The 18801-nt window shown below is 37.0% G+C and carries 14 protein-coding genes; 8 read left to right on the top strand and 6 right to left on the bottom strand.

The annotated features are described in order from the left end of the window. Positions 1–17 precede the first annotated feature (17 nt). A complete protein-coding gene (gene murI / locus GQ40_RS10930; RefSeq protein WP_047548124.1) occupies positions 18–800 on the top strand; it encodes a glutamate racemase in 783 nt (260 codons plus the stop codon). A gap of 34 nt (positions 801–834) precedes the next feature. On the opposite strand, the gene GQ40_RS10935 is transcribed toward murI, so the two are convergent. The 3 genes from GQ40_RS10935 to GQ40_RS10945 are packed head-to-tail and all read right to left on the bottom strand — an operon-like array spanning position 835 to position 4283. Continuing rightward, positions 835–1350 carry a gamma carbonic anhydrase family protein gene (locus GQ40_RS10935; protein ID WP_047551867.1) on the bottom strand — a complete coding sequence of 172 codons (516 nt, stop codon included), beginning with the start codon at positions 1348–1350 and terminating at the stop codon, positions 835–837. 32 nt (positions 1351–1382) lie between these two features. Further along, entirely contained in the window at positions 1383–2117 is a 735-nt protein-coding gene (locus tag GQ40_RS10940) for a LytR/AlgR family response regulator transcription factor (protein WP_047548127.1), read from the bottom strand. After that, positions 2118–4283 (bottom strand): histidine kinase, encoded by a 2166-nt coding sequence (locus GQ40_RS10945; RefSeq protein WP_047548129.1) that lies wholly within the window; start codon positions 4281–4283, stop codon positions 2118–2120. 233 nt (positions 4284–4516) lie between these two features. Between GQ40_RS10945 and GQ40_RS10950 the strand changes: the two genes are divergently transcribed. The 3 genes from GQ40_RS10950 to GQ40_RS10960 are packed head-to-tail and all read left to right on the top strand — an operon-like array spanning position 4517 to position 7271. Continuing rightward, entirely contained in the window at positions 4517–5533 is a 1017-nt protein-coding gene (locus GQ40_RS10950) for an SIMPL domain-containing protein (RefSeq protein ID WP_047548131.1), read from the top strand. Positions 5534–5543: 10 nt separating this feature from the next. Next, the gene (locus GQ40_RS10955) at positions 5544–6095 is read left to right on the top strand and encodes a rhodanese-like domain-containing protein (protein ID WP_197052672.1); all 552 of its coding nucleotides are present in this window, start codon (positions 5544–5546) and stop codon (positions 6093–6095) included. Positions 6096–6116: 21 nt separating this feature from the next. Then, the gene (locus GQ40_RS10960; RefSeq protein ID WP_047548135.1) at positions 6117–7271 is read left to right on the top strand and encodes a vWA domain-containing protein; all 1155 of its coding nucleotides are present in this window, start codon (positions 6117–6119) and stop codon (positions 7269–7271) included. Between the two features lie 90 nt (positions 7272–7361). Here GQ40_RS10960 and GQ40_RS10965 read toward each other — a convergent pair whose 3' ends face one another. After that, positions 7362–8375, bottom strand: coding sequence for a type IX secretion system membrane protein PorP/SprF (locus tag GQ40_RS10965; RefSeq protein WP_047548137.1), 1014 nt, complete (start codon positions 8373–8375; stop codon positions 7362–7364). A gap of 6 nt (positions 8376–8381) precedes the next feature. Further along, positions 8382–14924, bottom strand: a complete 6543-nt coding sequence (locus GQ40_RS10970; RefSeq protein ID WP_047548139.1) for a T9SS C-terminal target domain-containing protein — start codon at positions 14922–14924, stop codon at positions 8382–8384. A gap of 349 nt (positions 14925–15273) precedes the next feature. On the opposite strand from GQ40_RS10970, the gene GQ40_RS10975 reads away from it, so the two are divergent. From GQ40_RS10975 to GQ40_RS10990, 4 genes are all read left to right on the top strand, one after another. Beyond that, entirely contained in the window at positions 15274–16176 is a 903-nt protein-coding gene (locus GQ40_RS10975) for a NifU family protein (RefSeq protein ID WP_047548141.1), read from the top strand. 41 nt (positions 16177–16217) lie between these two features. After that, complete coding sequence (locus GQ40_RS10980; RefSeq protein ID WP_047548143.1) at positions 16218–16418, top strand: dodecin family protein; 201 nt, start codon at positions 16218–16220, stop codon at positions 16416–16418. A gap of 82 nt (positions 16419–16500) precedes the next feature. Next, positions 16501–17214, top strand: a complete 714-nt coding sequence (locus GQ40_RS10985; RefSeq protein ID WP_156115571.1) for a hypothetical protein — start codon at positions 16501–16503, stop codon at positions 17212–17214. 80 nt (positions 17215–17294) lie between these two features. Continuing rightward, on the top strand, positions 17295–18107 hold the full coding sequence (locus tag GQ40_RS10990) for a mechanosensitive ion channel family protein (RefSeq protein ID WP_047548147.1): 813 nt from the start codon (positions 17295–17297) through the stop codon (positions 18105–18107). On the opposite strand, the gene tsaB is transcribed toward GQ40_RS10990, so the two are convergent. Further along, positions 18104–18781, bottom strand: a complete 678-nt coding sequence (gene tsaB, locus GQ40_RS10995) for a tRNA (adenosine(37)-N6)-threonylcarbamoyltransferase complex dimerization subunit type 1 TsaB (protein WP_047548149.1) — start codon at positions 18779–18781, stop codon at positions 18104–18106. The genes GQ40_RS10990 and tsaB overlap by 4 nt on opposite strands. Between the last annotated feature and the right edge of the window lie 20 nt (positions 18782–18801).

Consider the following 18801-nt stretch of genomic DNA (forward strand, 5'->3'; position numbering starts at 1 on the left):
TTTTTTATTTTTGTAATATGAGAAGTAGTGAACCCATAGGTATATTTGATTCTGGAATTGGTGGCACATCGATTTTCAAAGAAATTCATGCGCTGTTACCTCATGAAAATACTATTTATCTGGCAGATAGCAAAAATGCACCTTATGGCAATAAAAGTAAATCTAAAATTATTGAACTAAGCATCAAAAACACAGAGTTACTTTTAGAAAAAAACTGTAAACTTATCGTTGTAGCCTGCAATACTGCTACAACAAATGCCATTTCTTATTTACGTGCCACCTATGATATTCCATTAATAGGTATAGAGCCAGCCATTAAACCCGCAGCACTTAACACAAAAACGAAAGCAATTGGCATTTTAGCCACAAAGGGAACCTTAAGCAGTGAATTGTTTCATAAAACTACAGATCTATACAGTCAAGGTATCAACGTTATTGAACAGGTTGGTGAGGGTATCGTACAACTTATTGAAGATGGTAAAACCGATAGTAATGCTATGAAATCGCTCTTAAATGAGTATCTAAAACCAATGCTAAAGGCAGATATAGATTATTTAGTTTTAGGTTGCACACACTACCCATATCTTATCCCTATGCTATTAAAAATGTTGCCTAAACATGTAAAAATTATAGATTCTGGATTAGCTGTAGCTAAGCAAACAAAAAATATCTTAGAGCAGAATAATATACTCAACACAACTAATAAAAAACCTGATCATATTTTTTATTCCAACGGAAATGTAACTGTATTGAAAAATATCGTAGATAAAAAATTCACTGTCAAAGCACTGGACTTTTAGTCATCAAATTTCCGAAGAAAATAAAACAATTAATTTATTCTTTAAACCAACTGGAATATTCCACATAATTATCTGCAATACGATTGATCTCACCAGAAATTAATGCTTCACTAATATCCTTTACTTTTTTAGCTGGAATTCCAGCATAAATACTGCCAGACTCAACAATCGTATTTTTTGTTACCACTGCTCCTGCTGCGATTATACTATTGCTTTCTATCACACAATCATCCATCACGATGCTTCCCATACCAATGAGAACATTGTCTTTAATAGTGCAACCGTGAACTATCGCATTGTGGCCAATCGAAACATTATTGCCAATGGTCGTTGGTGATTTTTGATACGTTGCATGAATTACTGCACCATCCTGGATATTGACTTTGTTTCCTATTTTTATAAAATGCACATCGCCTCTAACGACTGCATTAAACCAAATGCTGCATTGTTTTCCTACGGAAACCTCACCAACAATTGTAGCGTTTTCTGCTATAAAGCAATCGTCTGAAATTTGTGGATGCTTACCTCTTACTGGTTTTATGATTGGCATGATATTGTGTTTAGCTAATGTTTTTTGATTTATCACTTAAAATAAGACAATAAATCAGATTTTTTAGAGGCAGATACCATAATTTCTTTTCCGTTGCTTAATAATACGCTTCCTCCTTTTCCTTTGATGTATTTTGTTACTTCGTTAACATTCACCAAATAACTTTTGTGTACTCTGGCAAAACCACTTTCAGTAAGTGCGTCTTCAAAATACTTTAGAGTTTTACTTACGAGTTTCTTTTTATTGTTGTTGAGATAGATTTCGGTATAATTGTCATCTGCTTTGCAATACATGATGTCTGCGGTTTGCAGCACTTCAAATCCGTCTTGTTGTGGTATTGTAATCTTACCTTGTACCGTTGTGGTTTTAGGAACTAATACTTGATCTTGAAGCGCATCTTCCTTTACTCTTATTTCGGTTACATAATCTACAGCTTTGATAAGCTCATCAATAGAAATTGGCTTCATTAAATAATAAGATGCGTGAGCGTTTAAAGCCTCAATTGCATAATGATTATAAGCAGTCACAAAAACGGTTTCAAAATTTACATCACCAACTTTATCCAATAAATCAAAAGCATTACCATAAGGCATTTCAACATCAAGAAAAACCAAGTCCAATTCGTTATTTCGAATCAAGACCAAAGCTTCTTCTATATTTGCTGCTTCTCCTAAAACGTCAACATTTGGGCAGTATTTATTGAGATAATTCTTAAGAATTTTTCTACTCGTTTCTTCGTCTTCTACGATTATTGATTTTAGTTTCATTTAATCTTTTTTTAGAGTTACAACCACCTTGGTGCCACAATCTTCTTCCGAAGAATTATCATCAATCAGCACATCAACTTTATCCTTATACATATTGTTGAGAATCGCAACCCGTTTTTTAATGTTGCCCATGCCTTTTGAGTTCTGCTTCTGTTGGTTTGCTGTTTTTAGTGATTTGGAGCGTTTTCTCCCTATGCCATCATCTGCAACTGTAATGGTTATTTCATTATCGCTCTTTTTGGCTACTGTAATTTGTAGATGGCCCTTTTTACTCTTGTATCGTAATCCATGCCATACCGCATTTTCAATATAGGGTTGCAATAACATTGGCGGAATTTGATACTCACCAACCACAACATCATCATTGACCGTAATATCATAATCAAATTTATCCTGAAACCTGAAATGCTCCAACTTAGTATATAAATCTAGAAGCTCAATCTCCTTTTGCAAAGGAATAAAATCTTCTTCACTATTTTCTAGAACTGCTCGCATTAAATGTGAAAAATCACTCAGATATTTATTTGCTGTACGCTCATCATTACTGGCTATAAAGCTGTTTACCGAGTTTAAGGCATTAAATATAAAATGCGGATTCATTTGACTACGCAACGATTTTAAAGCAAGTAAATTATTTGCCAAACGTTGCTGCTTGATATATTTATACATAAAAAAAGCAGTGATCAACAATAAAATCAATCCTGTAATAAGCGAATAAATTATAATATCTTGATTTTTGCTTCGTGCCTCAACCAAACTTCTATTGAGTTTACGGTCACTTTCTAAGCTCGTAATTCGGTTTTGTTGTTCTACGATATTACGTCTAAAGCGATCTGCCTGAGATAATTCTTGTTCACGTTTGATGTACAACTCATCTACAACGACTTTATAATCTTCAAAAGCTAATCGTGCGTTTTCAAAATCGCCAGCATCTACGTACACGTCAGATATTTTTCGCGTTGCATCTTTTTTTACGACCAAATCGCCTTTTGCATCTGCCTCTTTAATACTTTTTTCTAAGTACGGGATGGCTTTGTCGTAATCCTTTTGTAAAAAATAGGCATTACCAATCTTATAATTTTGTTTTTGAAGTGTGAGCGGACTTTCATTATCTATAATAGAATCTCGTTCTACAGCTTCAACATCATCTACAATTTCTTTTCTAAGTTGTATTTCTTCGGAATAATTGCGATTCACATTATTAAATTCCGCAACTGTTTCCTTTTCTTCTAATGCTCGTTTTTTATTGGTCTGCTCTGCCAATTCCAAAGAATTATCGAAAAAATATCCTGCTTCTTTAGTAAATCCATCACCATTATAAGCCTGTGCTATTTTCGAGTTGAGATCCACAACCTTTGGTTTGATCAAGTGTGTGTTGGCAACCTCTAATCCTTTTTTATAGGCAGTTATTGATAATGCATAATTTTTAATACTAAAATACGTATCACCTAAACCTTCATATAATGTCACCAATTGATAATTGCTCAGTTGTTTTTTATCAATAGCTTTATAAGTATCAATACTTTCTTGATAGTTTTTGTTGCGCTCATAAGCTTTTGCCAAACCTAATTTAGCCTCATTAGATTCTCTATTTTGCAAGCTTACTCTGTAATTTGTTACTGCCAAATCAAATTGTTTCCAGTGCATGTAAACTTCAGCTAAAACCAAATAAGCTTCTGCATTTTGTTGTTGGGAATTGCTTTGTGAAATGGCCTTTCCTGCAAAATCAATACTTTTACTTACATCTAATTTTTTATACTTGCCAATCGAATCAATTAAGGCATTAAATGCTTTAATATTGTCTTTATATTTAGGGCTGGATTGCTTTCTTTCAATGGCTGGCTCTACTTCTACAGTAATGCGTTCATCGTCTTTAATAGTGTAATAAACCGTCTCAAAATCTTTATGGCGTATCATTAATTCATCACCCTTTCTTGCTCGTATAATAAAACTACCATCAAAACCAGTCATAGTGTAAGCTCCTCCATTGACCTCTACATTTACTTTTGAAATGGGATTATAAGTATCACTTTCCCTAACCGAACCCCTTATTGTAAACAATGGAGATTCACTCTTTGCTTTATAGGCATCGTTTTGCTGTGCAGCTACATTTCCGAAGGAAAATAACAACAAAACCATCATAATATTTATAAGTAATCGTTTCATGTTTTGCCCATCTAAATGGGTATAATAGTATTGAACGGAATAAACTTACATACTTTAATTGATTAAATAAAATAGAGATTTGCCAATACAGTATTTTTTCTTCAAGAAATAGATAGGTTCACTCATTTACTTTCAACTTTCCCTAATCAAAAACCTGCGTTTACTCATTCTCGCTTTTTATAAATTAAAGTTGCACATAGATTTACAGCAAGAATCAAAAAACAATTCAGATAATGAAAAATCATGTGCTTACCTTAATATTATTTTTATTTTTCTTCGGAAATGCAAACGCACAACACAAAGGAAATTACGACCAGATCTCACGCCAAAACGTATTGCATTCTGGAAATGCAACCATTTACAACCCAACTGTACAACAGCAAATCAATAAAGTATTAAATCCAAGCACACACGTATTTATTGATGTTAAGGCATTACAAAATGTTGAAGCGACAACGTACACAGCAATTTTTAATATTTCTCAAATTGGAGCAACCGCAGACAGCACAAATTTGTTAATCAACCAAAAAATTGACAACATTAAAAATGAGCTTAAAGCTATAGGAATTTCCGAAGATGACTTCGCAATTGATGTGATTTCATTTGTTCCCAATTATGAGATTGAAGTTCAAAAAAAGCTCTTTAGCAAAACATATACTGAAGTTCCCAATGGTTTTGAGCTTCAGCAAAATTTACATATTCAGTTTACAAAAACCAATCAGTTTGAAAGTATTTTAACCGCATGTGCAAAAAGTGAAATCTATAATTTGGTAAAAGTGGATTATTACATAGAGAATATTGCAGAGGTCTATAAAAACCTACAAACCAAACTCCTCAAATTAATCGAGGATAAAAAAGCTTACTATAAAATTTTAGGCTTTGATTTGGCAGATTATAATGTTGCTATTGCAGATGACCAATACTGCTATTTCCCAAAAGATTTCTATCAAAGCTACCAAGCCTTTAATAGTGTTTCCTTTGAAGCTATTCACAAGAAAAAAGGAGTCACTACTGCGAAAAAACAGACTTCCTATTATTACCAACCCTTGTCTTATGAGAATTATGATGTGGTCGTAAATCCGTCAATTTTAGAACCTGTGGTTCAAATTGGGATGAATATTAGGTTACAATACACACCAAAACCTATAGAAGCAAAAACAGAACCTGTTGTTAAAACCGAAATTAAACATAAATACTACGTTGTTTCACCAAACGGTACTCTAGATATCAAAGCGTTGCAAACCGATTAAAATAATAATCATGAAAACAACAATTAATTTATGTATCGCAGTACTATTAATGTCTCCTTCGGAAACTCAAAAACTTGATTACCCGAAAGCTAAAGTAAGTTATTCAGACTTTGAAGAATTGGTGAAAGAAGTGAAAAGCCACAGAGAAGAAAGGTTATTGAGTCTCAGCCAGTTTATGGACAAATGTAATGAGGATAATGTGATAATTCTAGACACGCGCTCAAAAGAAATGTTTGATAAAAAACATATTGAAGGAGCTTTGCATTTAAATTTCTCAGACTTCTCTGTAAGTAACTTGGCCAAAATAATCCCGAATAAAAAGACAACCATTTTAATTTATTGCAATAATAATTTTAATGGTGATGAAATTCATTTTATGAGCAAAACTGTTAGACTTCCACCTTCCGAAGAAGAAAAAAAGAAGACACGCTCATTAGCTCTAAACGTGCCAACCTATATCAATTTATATGGCTACGGTTATGAAAACATATACGAACTGGATGAACTTATTTCATTTTTTGATCAAAGCATAAAATATGAAGGCACTTCATTAAATCAATAAATAATTTTAAAAAACAAAAGGATGAAAACAAATTTCAAAACTCTATTAGTATTGCTCTGTACAATGACAATTGTATCGTGCAATGCAAAAGAAAAAAAAGCAACAGAGCAATTAGCGCTTTTAGAAACTGAAACCACTCACACAAACGAACAATCCATAAAAGTGGCTTTATTGTTAGACACAAGCAATAGCATGGATGGCTTGATTGATCAGGCAAAAGCACAACTTTGGGAAATTGTCAATGAATTATCTTACGCCAAGTGCGGAGATGAGCAACCCAATCTTCAAATTGCGTTATACGAATATGGCAATGATAACTTAAACAGTGACGAAGGCTATATTAGACAGGTATTAGAGTTTAGTGATGATTTGGATGAAATTTCAAAACAGCTATTCTCTTTAACAACCAATGGCGGAAATGAATATTGTGGTCAAGTTATTCAAACATCATTAAACCAATTAAAATGGGGAGAGAATCAAGATGATCTAAAACTGATTTTTATAGCAGGAAATGAACCCTTTTCTCAAGGTAAAATAAGTTATCAAGATGCAACAAAACAAGCGCATAAAAACGGTATAAGCGTCAACACCATTTTTTGCGGAGAATATAATTTGGGTATTTCTAACTTTTGGAAAGATGGTGCAAATCTAGGTCATGGTGATTATATGGCAATTAACCATAACCATGAGACTACGTATGTAGCGACCCCTTACGACGATAAAATCTTAAACCTTAATCAAAAACTTAATGGAACTTATGTTGCCTACGGAAATATCGGTAGAACAAAAATGGCGCTACAAGAAGAACAAGATGATAACGCCAAAGGCTATAGCGATGAAAATGCAGTAAGTCGAACAGTGAGTAAAAGTTCACATTTGTACAAAAATGCAACGTGGGATTTGGTGGATGCAGAAAAAGAAAAGGATTTTAAATATGATGCCCTAAAAAAAGAAGAATTACCAAAAGAGCTTAAAAATAAAAGCACATCAGAAATTAAGGCTTATATAGCTACAAAACGTGAAGAGCGTGAATCGGTTCAGAAGGAAATTCAGCAACTAAACGAGAAAAGAAGGCTGTATATAAAATCACAGCAAAAAGATGATAATAATGGGTTAGAAAATGCGATGATAAAAGCCATTAAAACTCAAGCGAAAGAAAAGAAGTATAATTGGTAAACAATTGATAATCGAAAATATCTCCAAAACCTCCACAAAAAAAGTCTCGAATAAATCGAGACTTTTTTTTAGTATATTATTGAAATTATCCTAGTTAATCGCAGGACAGTTACATTCATATTTCTCTCTTCTACAGTTAAAGTTGTAACCTAAAGTTATTTGATGGAATCCACCATTATTAAATACAACCGAGTTAGCTTGATAAGAATACGTGTATGCAAATACAAAATTGTTATAATCAACACCAACAAAAGGTGTAAAGTATTGTAATTTTTGGCTACTTATTCCAGATCCATTACCATTTTGGAATTCTGCTCCATCTAAACTTCTTCTGTAAGATAAACCACCCCAAATCTTACCAAAATCCATTTCTCTATAAGCTTTGGCATTAATATCAAAAGAAGCTTCTTCTGTAGCATCTCTATACATAAACATTAAAGAAGGCTCAAAACTCCATTCACTTCCAAATTTACTAAATGTATTTCCAGCAGAAAAAATATAAGTTCTTAGGTTGTCATAACTTAGACCTTGTTCATTGAAGTTAATTCCATCGTTGTTTAAAACATTCTTTACTGTCGCATGAGCATAAAAATCTATAAGATGATATGAAAATCCAAAATCAACATTAAAATTAGTTGCACTTTGTTCAACACCTGCGATGATTGGATCAAAACCATCTTCCAAAAATTCTGTTTCGTCTAATTTATACTGAATAAAACCAGCACTCAAACCAAATGACAACATATTTAAATCAATCTCATTACGAGAAAACATCAAATGGTGTGCATAAGTTAAGTATGCACCTGTTTGTGAATGATAACCGTTTTTATCATTATAAACAATAGCTCCTATAGCAGATGGTGAATCCCCTAATCTACTATTGATACTCAACGTTTGAAGGTTTGGTGCTTCATCTTGACCAAACCACTGCGCTCGTGCAGTAAGTCTAACCTTTGCACAGTTTGCTACTCCCGCCATAGATGGATGGATCAAGTAATAATTATCAGTCAAATAATCTGAATAAATGGGCAATCCTTCTTGAGCTGTTCCAATTTTTGTAAACAGTGCTAAAAATGCAATTATGCAATACTTCTTTAGATTCATATCAATTTATCTTTTCAGGGTAAAATGGGCTTTAAATTCTTTACGTTCACCGGTGCTCGGCTCGTTGTACTCCACCACGAACCAATAGTCACTGGTCGGCATCTGGTTACCGTTATAGGTACCGTTCCAACCTGCTCCCGTCGGGCTGAGCTGCTTGAGCAACTTTCCGTATCTGTCAAATATATAAATTTTTGCGCTTGGTTGGCTATTTATCGCACTAATGTTCCATGTATCGTTGTAACCGTCACCGTTAGGCGTGAAGAACTTAGGGTAGTCCATCACGATCACCTCGTCACTGGCCTCACCGCAACCGTTCCTGTCCCTTGCGGTCACAATGTGCTCTCCAAGGGATACGTCCACGAACGTACTCTGGTCCTGCCATGGGCCACCGTCCAGGCTGTACTCGTACTCTCCCGGTCCATCCACCGTGACCTCTATCACGTGGCTGTCCGCAAAGGCATCCGTCACCACGACCGCTGTCACCGTCGGCGGTGCGCTCTCGATCACTTCTGTTATATCGCTGCCAACGCACATCGTTTCCGCTGAGCTTGTCGCATCGGTAACGTTTACAGTGTAGGTCCCTCCTTCGCTAGGCATATAACTGCCTTGGGTCGCTCCTGCTATCGGTGCTCCGTTGAACAACCACTCAAAGGTATAGGTTGGCGTGCTCAGACCTGTGTCTAATAATAATGGGTTTAAAACCTCTGTACCGTTAAGGTCAACACATAAAATATAACTCTCCTGCAAGTCAAATACCGGTAACGGGTTCACTTGTAGCGTCAACGATGCGACTTCATAACAGATCGAAGTATCCATTCCCGCTGCATCCGGTGTGTCATTGTCCACCCTTGCCCAGATGACCTGTGGATTGACAATGTTCTCGTAAAGGAACGGTAATGGGCTCACCCCTAGCTCAGCATCCGTCTCACTTGCATAATAGCTCACGGTATAGTTCGCTGGGTCCTGACCGTCCAGGATCTCACCGTTCTGCACGGTAAGGTCGAACTGTGCACTGTTGTTGGTCGGGTCGTTGTCCGCGTCCATCTCATCGTCACAGATCTCGTACAGTATCGCCTCCATATCGCTGTTGGCCTCCGCTGCCTCCTGTACCTCTATGTTGAAGCTTGGTGTGCTTATCGAGCATCCCGTATCGTTGTTGGTGATCGCCACGAAGATCTGCTGTGGGTTGGTGACGTTCGTATATGGGCTCACAAGGGCGTTCATTAGATCGTCCGCATCCTCTTGGCTCACGTGATAGGTCACCGTGAACAGTGATGGGTCCTGACCGTTGAGCACCTCGCCATCCTTCATCGTAAGGTCAAAGTCGTAGAAACCGTCGTTGTTGAGCTCACAGGCGATAAAATCGGTGACAGCTACCACGTCCGGCAATGGGTTGACGATGATCGTAAAGTCGACTACCGTATAGCACTGCGTGATGTCATTGGTCACCCTTACGTAGATGACCTGTGGTGTAACGGTGTTCGTGTACATCGTTGGGTCCGCTATGGCGCCGATGCCATCCTCGGCGTCCTCTAGGCTCTCATGGTAGGTAGGTGTGACCCCGGTCTCGCCATTGAGTATCAACAGCTCGTCAGTGGTCAGGTCGAACACTTCTTCCATGTCCCCTGGGTTGGTATCGTCACAGAGTACCAGGTCAGGGATGGTCTCGGTAGGTGTTGGGTTTGGCAGCACCCTTATGGTGAGCGTCACCTGGTCCGTACATCCAGTATCCGTATCGGTGACCACCACATAAAGGGTCTGTGGGTTGGCTGGTGCTGTGCCAACTGCTGTATTGGTATAGGCTTCTGCGTCAACTGCGTTTTCCTGTGCATCGGCATCGGCCTGCGTCTCATAGTAGCTTACGCTCCAGCTCGCCTCGCCCCCTGTGATCTCGTTGTCCTTTACCGTAAGGTCGAACACAGTGACCTCATCGTCGATCTCATCGTCGCATAACTGTAATGGTGCCGGCTGTACCGCCACAGGTGGCAGCTCTACCCTGATCTCAAACTGTCCCGTATCCACGCAGCCATTGGTGCCGCTCAACAACCTTACGTAGATGGTCTGTGGGTTACTGGTATTGGTATAGTTGCCAACATTGGCTATCGGGCTTGCTCCCGACTGTGCGTTTGCCAGCGTGACGTGGTAGGTCAACGTGACATCGGTCTGTGTACCCAGTATTTCATCGTTCTTGGTGGTCAGGTCGAACTGTGCGATCCCGTCCGCATTGGTATCACAGATCACATAGTCGTCTATGGTGATCGGTACCTCTGGGGATTCCAGCACACGGATCGTCAACGTTTCCGAAGCATTGTAGCAACCGGTCTCCGTATTGGTGAGCCTGATGTAGATGGTCTGCTGGTCGATCACGATGTTCGTGTAAGGGCTTGACAGCGGGTTGTCCCCCATGTTGGCGTCCTCAAGTGTCTCGTGGTAGGTCACCGCGGTGTCCAGCTCTCCGCCTATGATCTCCAGGGTGCGCTCTTCCAGGTCGAAGCTCGCGAAGCCATCGTTGTCGCTGTCGCATTCCTCAAGGTCCGTTGGCGCCGTAGGTGATGGGATCGGGTTGACCCTTAATAATATTGTCGCCGTGGTGCTTACCGAGCATCCCGTAACGTCGTCGGTCGCCACCACGAAGATCGTCTGTGGGTTCTCGATGTTCGTATATGGGCTGGTGACCGGGTCGGTCTGCGTGTCCGCGTCCAGCTGTGTCTCGTAATAGGTGAGGCTGATGCCTGTCTGCCCGTCCAGGATCTCGTCGCTGGCGTCCTCTAGGGTAAACACTTCAATCTCGTCGCCAGGGTTGTTGTCGTCACAGAGCTCCAATGGTGCCGGTTGTACCAGTACCGGTAGTGCATTGACGATCAGTTCCAAGGTGGTGAGCTTGTAGCAGCCCGTTGCGCTGTCCTCAACGCGTACCCAAAGGATCTGGTTGAACGCTATCGTATTGGTATAATTGGTCGGGTTTGTTATTGGACCGGTGGGCATATCCGCATTGGCCTCGCTCGTATAGTAGCTTACCGTATATAGCGTTGGGTCTGCCAGGTTCTGGAGGATCTCGTCCTCCTTACTGGTCAGGTCAAACTGTGCGATGCCATCAGCGGACAGGTCGTCACAGACCTCAAGTGCGGTCGGTGCCGCGCCCAGTTGCGGTGTCGGGTTGACCACGAGCACGAGCTCAACGATCGTGGCGCAGTCGGTCGCTATCGTCGCGCTCTCCACACGCACGTACACCGTCTGCATGTTCTCCACGATGTTGTTATATGGGCTATCCAATGGGTTGACACCGTTGTTGGCATCTGCCATGGTCTCGTGGTAGGTCACCGTTAGGCTAGGGTCGCCTCCGGTCACCTCGTTGGTCTTGCTCTCTAGATCGAAGACACCGAATCCGTCACTGTCCGGATCGCAGTACTCCAAGGGCAGTGGCGTGTTCGCAATGGGTGCCTGCTCAACCACTAGCTCCAGCGTCGTGGTGTCGTAACAGCCTGTGTTGATGTCCTGGACCCTTACATATACGATCTGTCCGTTGGACGTATTTGTGTACGGGATCGGTAACGGATCTACGTTGTCATCTGCATCCTCCTGGGTAAGGTGGTAGCTTACGGAGTAGTCCGAATCGTTGTTCGTGATCTCAGTGTTCTTTATCGTAAGGTCGATGCTCGTGATCCCATCAGGTGTACCGTCGTCGCAAACTTCTAAAGCGGTGGGTGCAACTAAAGAAGGTAATGGATTTACAATCAAATCGAAACTACCAACATTAGTACAACCTGTTGTAGTATTTGTAATATTGACAAATATGGTTTGTGGATTGTCAATGTTGCTATAGAGATTAGGTAATGAATTTAATCCATCTATAGCTTCATCAAGAGTTTCATGATAAGATACCGTAACATCTGTTTGACCATCTATAGCTTCTGCATCTTTAGTTGAAAGATCAAAAACTTCGGTTTCGTCACCAGGATTATTATCATCACAAAGTTCATAATCGGAAATTGCTCCTACAGAAGGTAATGAGTTAACAATCAATATTAATTCTTCTATACTTGAACAACCTGTAAGATCATTAGTTAATCTAACAAAAATAATTTGAGAGCCAGCTGAAATATTATTGTAAGAACTTGCCTGTGCATTTACACCGTCAATGGCTTCTATTTGAGTTTCATGATAGGTCACTGTAATATCTGTTTGAACTCCTAATATTTCATCATCCTTTGATGTCAAATCAAAAATGGAAAAACCGTCATTATCATCATCACAAACTTCATAAGGTAAAGGTGGGATTGGAACTGGCAATGAATTAACAATTAAATCTAAAGATGTTGTGTTGTAACAATCTGCACTATCATTACTTTCAACCCTAACGTATATGGTTTGATTATCTATCACCGTATTCGTGTAAGTATCGGATAATGGGTTCATTCCGTCTTCCGCCTCTGCTAAAGAAAAATGATATGATACAGATACTGTAGCAGGATCTAAATCACTAATTACCTCCAAATTAGCATCTGTAAGCGTAAACATTGCGAAACCATCGTTATTGTCATCACACTCTTGTAGTGGTGTTAATGTTGTATTGATGGTTAAGCTCGTGAACTCTAAGTCAAAAAATGTTGTGTCAAAACATTCTTGGGTTAATTCTGCTATGCGCACATAAATGGTTTGTGGATCTGAAATGTTTGTATACGGACTCGCTAAAGGGTTGACATTGTCAATTGCCTCTTGTTCCGTTAAGTGATAGCTTATAATATAATCTGCTGGATCTTGATCTAACAAGACTTCAGAGTCATTATCGGTTAAGATGAACTCCCCTATACCATCCGTACTACAGATGGATAAGTTTGGAGGTGTATTTGCAACTGCATTGGGTTTAAATTCTACCACTACGGAATCGTTTGCTTGACAAATTCCGGAGAAAATAACATCTACAGCATATATTCCAGATTCTGTCACGTTTAAAGTAGATCCTGTTTCTCCTGGTATTACGACTCCATCTTTATACCATACATGGTTTGCAGTGGGTGTTTGAGTATCAAGAACTATGGTTTGACCTTCGCACTCGGCATTTCCTGCAGCAATTGTTATATCATCACCTAAATCCCCACCTAGATCAAAACTTCCAGCTTTTAAAAATACTCCGGAATCTAATGCGGTATCTGATGCATCTGCAACGACTAATTTGATATGGTATGTATCACCTGGGACTACAGGAGATTGCGCTGTAAAGACCGCAGTACGACCATCAAAACTGGATGGAGGTGCATTTGTTGCTGTATAGGCGCCAAAATATTCTTCATTAATGGCTGGACAAGAACCGTTATCTGGATGAATATTTGTAACTAAAATTGGAGTTGTAGTTCCTGGTAGAACTGCTAAATTAGTTACATTTCCAGCTGGGTCTGTTAATAAAAAGGCAAATGCATCGGAGAAGGTACATTCAAATCCTCCCATATCATATTCTTCCGAAGCCATTAAAAAATCAAAACTTATACTATCTGCAAGTGGTACAAAATCAAATTCTATTATAGATGCGTTATTTGAATTTATACCAACTGCTGCATCTAATTCTGTATCACCAGGCCAACCAAAACCTCCATCACTTAATGCGTTGTTGTTAGGACCTCTGGCATTTGCTGCATTACCAGATGTTAGTAGAAGTCCATCTGTAAACGGAAACAAACTGCCATCATTTATAAAATAACCTATACCGTTATCTGTGCCAAAATTAGTTCCTGTAGAAAATGTAATATTGCTAATTTGAGCACAATCACTGTTTATTAAAACGTCTTCTACTAATTCTTCTACTGTGTAAGTTGTTTGATCTACTACAATATTCTCTCCTACAATAAACACAGAAATAGTTGTTGTTTCGGTACATCCAATTGGATTAGCATCTGTTACACTTAATGTTACAGTATAAGTTCCTGGGGCTGCATATGTATTTGTTACTGAAGTCCCTGTAGCTGTGTTTGCGTCACCAAAATTCCACTGATAAGTAGCTCCTGTGCCATCTGTAGAAAAATTTGCACTACCATTAAATGTTATAATATCACCAACATTAGCCTGTACTGATCCTGATGCATTAATTGCTGGGTCTGTACTATCGACTGATGGCGTTATGGTTTGGCAAGGTACAGCACAAATAATATCTGCCTCCCAACCTGTAGTAGTCCCTGAGCCATTTGAAATAAACTCCACAGTTATACAACCACTAACATTAGTATCTGAGGCAATTATAGTACCTGGATTATTAGCACCATTATAAGAGCCAACAAGTGGCGCTGATGTATCATCGCCATCATAAATTGTTAAAACATCTACATTAAGTTGTGTACTAAAAGCTAAAAAGTCTAGAATAATAAATTCTCCAGCATTATTTGCGCATATTGTAATCACAAAATTTTCGTCGCTACTGTATGAGCCTCCTGGACCTCCAGAATCGTAAAATTTATCAGGATCACATCTGTTAAAACTACCATTTTGCATGTTTAAATCCTGAGCAAAAGAGAGGGAAGAAATTAATACCGAAACAAGGATTAAGTAAAACTTTTTCATAGTGTTTAAAATAGTTTAAACTTATTATTTAAAATGTCTATTCACAACAACTATAACTGGTTGAAAAAATAACTAACTATCATATTTTTATCTAAAAAAACATATTTTAGTTGAGCTACAAGTAGATATTTTGATAATAAGAGCGAAATTTAATAAAAATTAAATAATTATATCTTGTAAATCATTTTAAAAATAACAGTTTAACATCTAAAACTCCTAACATACTCTTTAAAATAACTTTCATTCACACAATTTATTATTCAAAATAAATCGAAATGTAAATAGTTATGATATTCTTAAAATATGGAAATTGATCTTATTCTTTCTTATTTTTGCTGAAATAAATTTTATGAATTCACATACAATTTCCATTAAAGAAACCACTAATCCTTCAATTATTAAATTTGAAGCAGACCAATTCATAACCCAACACGAAAGTTTTGAATTTGATAATATTGACGAGGCAAAGTCATCGCCTTTAGCACAACAATTATTTTATTTGCCATTTGTTAAAAAAGTTTACATATCAAATAATTTCATTGCTGTGGAGCGTTTTAATATTGTTGAGTGGAGCGATGTGCAAAATGAAGTTGCTGAACAAATTGAGAACTATTTAAATTCTGGAGAAAAAGTTGTTATCTCTTCCGAAGGAAAAAAGAAAATCCCAGTAACTGTTTATGCTGAAAGTACTCCCAACCCTTCTGTTTTGAAATTTGTAGCCAATAAAAAACTTTCTACAGGCTCTCATGAGTTCATCACAATTGATGATACAAAACATGCACCATTAGCGAAAGAATTGTTTCATTTTCCATTCGTGAAAAGTGTATTTATAGATGAAAATTTTGTGTCAGTAACAAAATTTGATATTGCAGAATGGAATGACATAACTCTTGAACTAAGAGAATTTATAAGAACCTACGTAGAGGCAGGTAAAATAATAATAGATCCAAGTGCACCCGAAACAAAAGCAAAACAGAATAAACAATTAGACGCAAGCTATGAGGCAAAGGATGATATTTCAAAAGAAATCATAAACATTCTTGAAGAATATGTTAAGCCAGCAGTTGCAAGCGATGGTGGAAATATTGAATTTCAATCTTACGATGCAAAAACTAAAAATGTGAAAGTAATTTTACAAGGTGCTTGCAGTGGTTGCCCTTCTTCAACTTTTACCTTAAAAAGCGGTATTGAAAATATGTTAAGAGAAATGATGAAAGACAAGGTTGAAACTGTTGAAGCAATTAACGGATAATTTTTTATCTTTATAAATATGAATTTTAAAAAACTATAAAAATGGCAGTATTAAAAGTAATTGAAGTATTATCAAACTCAGATAAAAGTTGGGAAGACGCAACAAGAAAAGCGGTGAAGCAGGCCTCAGAATCTGTGAAAAACATTAAATCTGTTTATGTGAAAGAGCAAAGTGCAATAGTTAAGGATAATGAGGTAACAGAATTTAGAGTTAATTTGAAATTGACTTTTGAGGTTAAATGATAGATTATAAATTTTAAACTATTTTTATATATAGTTTATAAAAAGGCATATTTTTTGATGTAAATAATAAAAACAAAGTATTATGAAAAAATCTACATTACTATTTACAACTTTATGTTTAATAATGACATTTAGTTTTCAATCTTTTCAAGCACAGGAAACAGGATCAAATCTAGCATTACCTTTATTTAGTAATGTTAGTGGTAATTCTATTATTACATTAAACAATAAAGACAATAAAGCTATTGGTTCACCTTATCTTACTGAGACATTTATGCCTGCTAAAATTTCTGCAATGCAAAATGAGACCTATAAAGTAAGATATAATGCTTATAACGATGAAATTGAAGTCATGATTGACGAAGATAATATTCAGAATTTTAATAAGAATATGAAGGGCGTTGTTATAACTATGCTCAACGATGATTTAAAATTCACTTCTGTAAACTTGATTGATGGTGATAATGGTGTAAAACCTGGCTATTTAGTTTCTTTAACAGACAATAACGATAAAGTAAAGTTATTTTCAAAAAAAGAAATAAAGTACTATGAAGCAAGACCTGCAAAAACCAGTTATGATAATGATAGGCCTGCTGAATTTAAAAACGTAGACGACACCTATTTCGTTTCTATAAATGATGGCTATGCACGTGAATTACCATCAAACAAAAAAGATCTTGCAAAGTTGTTTCCTAAAAACTCAAAAGATGTTTTAAACTTTATAAAAAAGAAAAGAATAAAAACATCCAAAGAGCAAGACCTGATACAATTAATTAATTATGTCAACTCACTCTAAAAATTATTAACTAAATTTGTAAACCCGAACGATTTATAAAACGCTCGGGTTTTTTTATTAAAATTTTTAAAAATAAAATTATGGAATTACAGAAATGGATTGATAAAGGCTATGAAATAATAGTTGATTTTGGTCCGAAAGTTTTAGCAGCTCTAGCCATTTGGATCGTTGGTGCATGGATTGTTAAAATAATAGTCAATGGAATGCGAAAGGCTATGAACAAACAGGAGTTTGACCCAAGTCTTCAAAAATTTCTTCTTAATCTAACGGGTTGGATTTTAAAAATAGTCTTAATTATTGTTGTATTAGGCACAGTAGGTGTAGAAACCACATCTTTTGCAGCTGTCATAGCAGCAGCTGGTTTAGCTATTGGTCTAGCACTGCAAGGCTCACTTGCTAACTTTGCTGGTGGAGTTTTATTAATGATTTTTAAGCCTATAAAAATTGGCGATTTCATCGAGGCTCAAGGGCAATCTGGAACGGTAAAAGAGATTGAAATCTTTACTACAAAACTAACTACACCAGATAATAAAGAAGTGATTATTCCAAATGGGAGCTTATCCAATGGCAATATTGTAAATTATTCTACAGAGGATTTACGTCGTGTAGATATTACTTTTGGCGTTGGCTACGACTCTAACATTAAACAAACAAAAGATGTTATTTTGGGAGTTATCAAATCTAATGAGTTTACATTAGAAGAGCCTGCACCTGCTATTAATGTTTCTGAATTGGCAGATAGTTCTATCAATTTCTTTACAAGAGTATGGGTTAAAAAAGAAGATTACTGGGCGGTTAAATTTGATTTGATAGAAAGAACCAAAGAAGCTTTTGATGCAGCTGGCATAGAAATTCCTTATCCGCACCAAGTAGAAATACATAAAGAAAATTAAGACTTTGTTTTTGGTTTTAAAGCAATAAAATCTTTTAAATAAAAAGGTTCAAAATAGGCGACATCTTCAGTGTCACCTATTTTATATTTTTCATAGGCCAGTTTTCCCATCTCATTCGCCGATGGTAGCTTATCGTCAATAAAGAAAGCGTTTTGATGATCAATGATTGCTTTGGTTTTTTCAGTTCCATTTCCGACGAAAACAACTTTTCCTTTTTCTAATAATTGATTAAATGAAGAAGGATCAAGAATCTGCGCTTCAATCTTCCGAAGTAAATTAAATTCAAAATCATAAATTGCCGAGTATACCTCCATACGTCTCGCATCTAGCATAGGCACTATAAAACCATCTTTGATCTCAACTTGACGTGCAAGCGCATGAAGTGTGGAAATAGAAATTAATGGTTTTTCAAGCGCGTAGCACAATCCCTTTGCTGCAGAGACTCCTATTCTCAATCCAGTGTATGAACCAGGACCTTTACTAACTGCAATCGCGTCAATTTGAGATTTATCTATTTGGGCAGTCTTTAAAACGTCGTCAATAAAAGTATGCAATAGTTCTGCATGAGAGTAATTGCGGTTATTATCTTCTTTTAAAACTAAAGTCTCTCCTTTTTTAGAAAGAGAGACAGAGCAATTTGTTGTTGATGTTTCTATGTTTAAAATTATAGACATCGTATATATTTATGTGATAA

This window comes from Psychroserpens sp. Hel_I_66 (assembly GCF_000799465.1).
In the GTDB taxonomy this organism is placed as follows: Bacteria; Bacteroidota; Bacteroidia; order Flavobacteriales; family Flavobacteriaceae; genus Psychroserpens.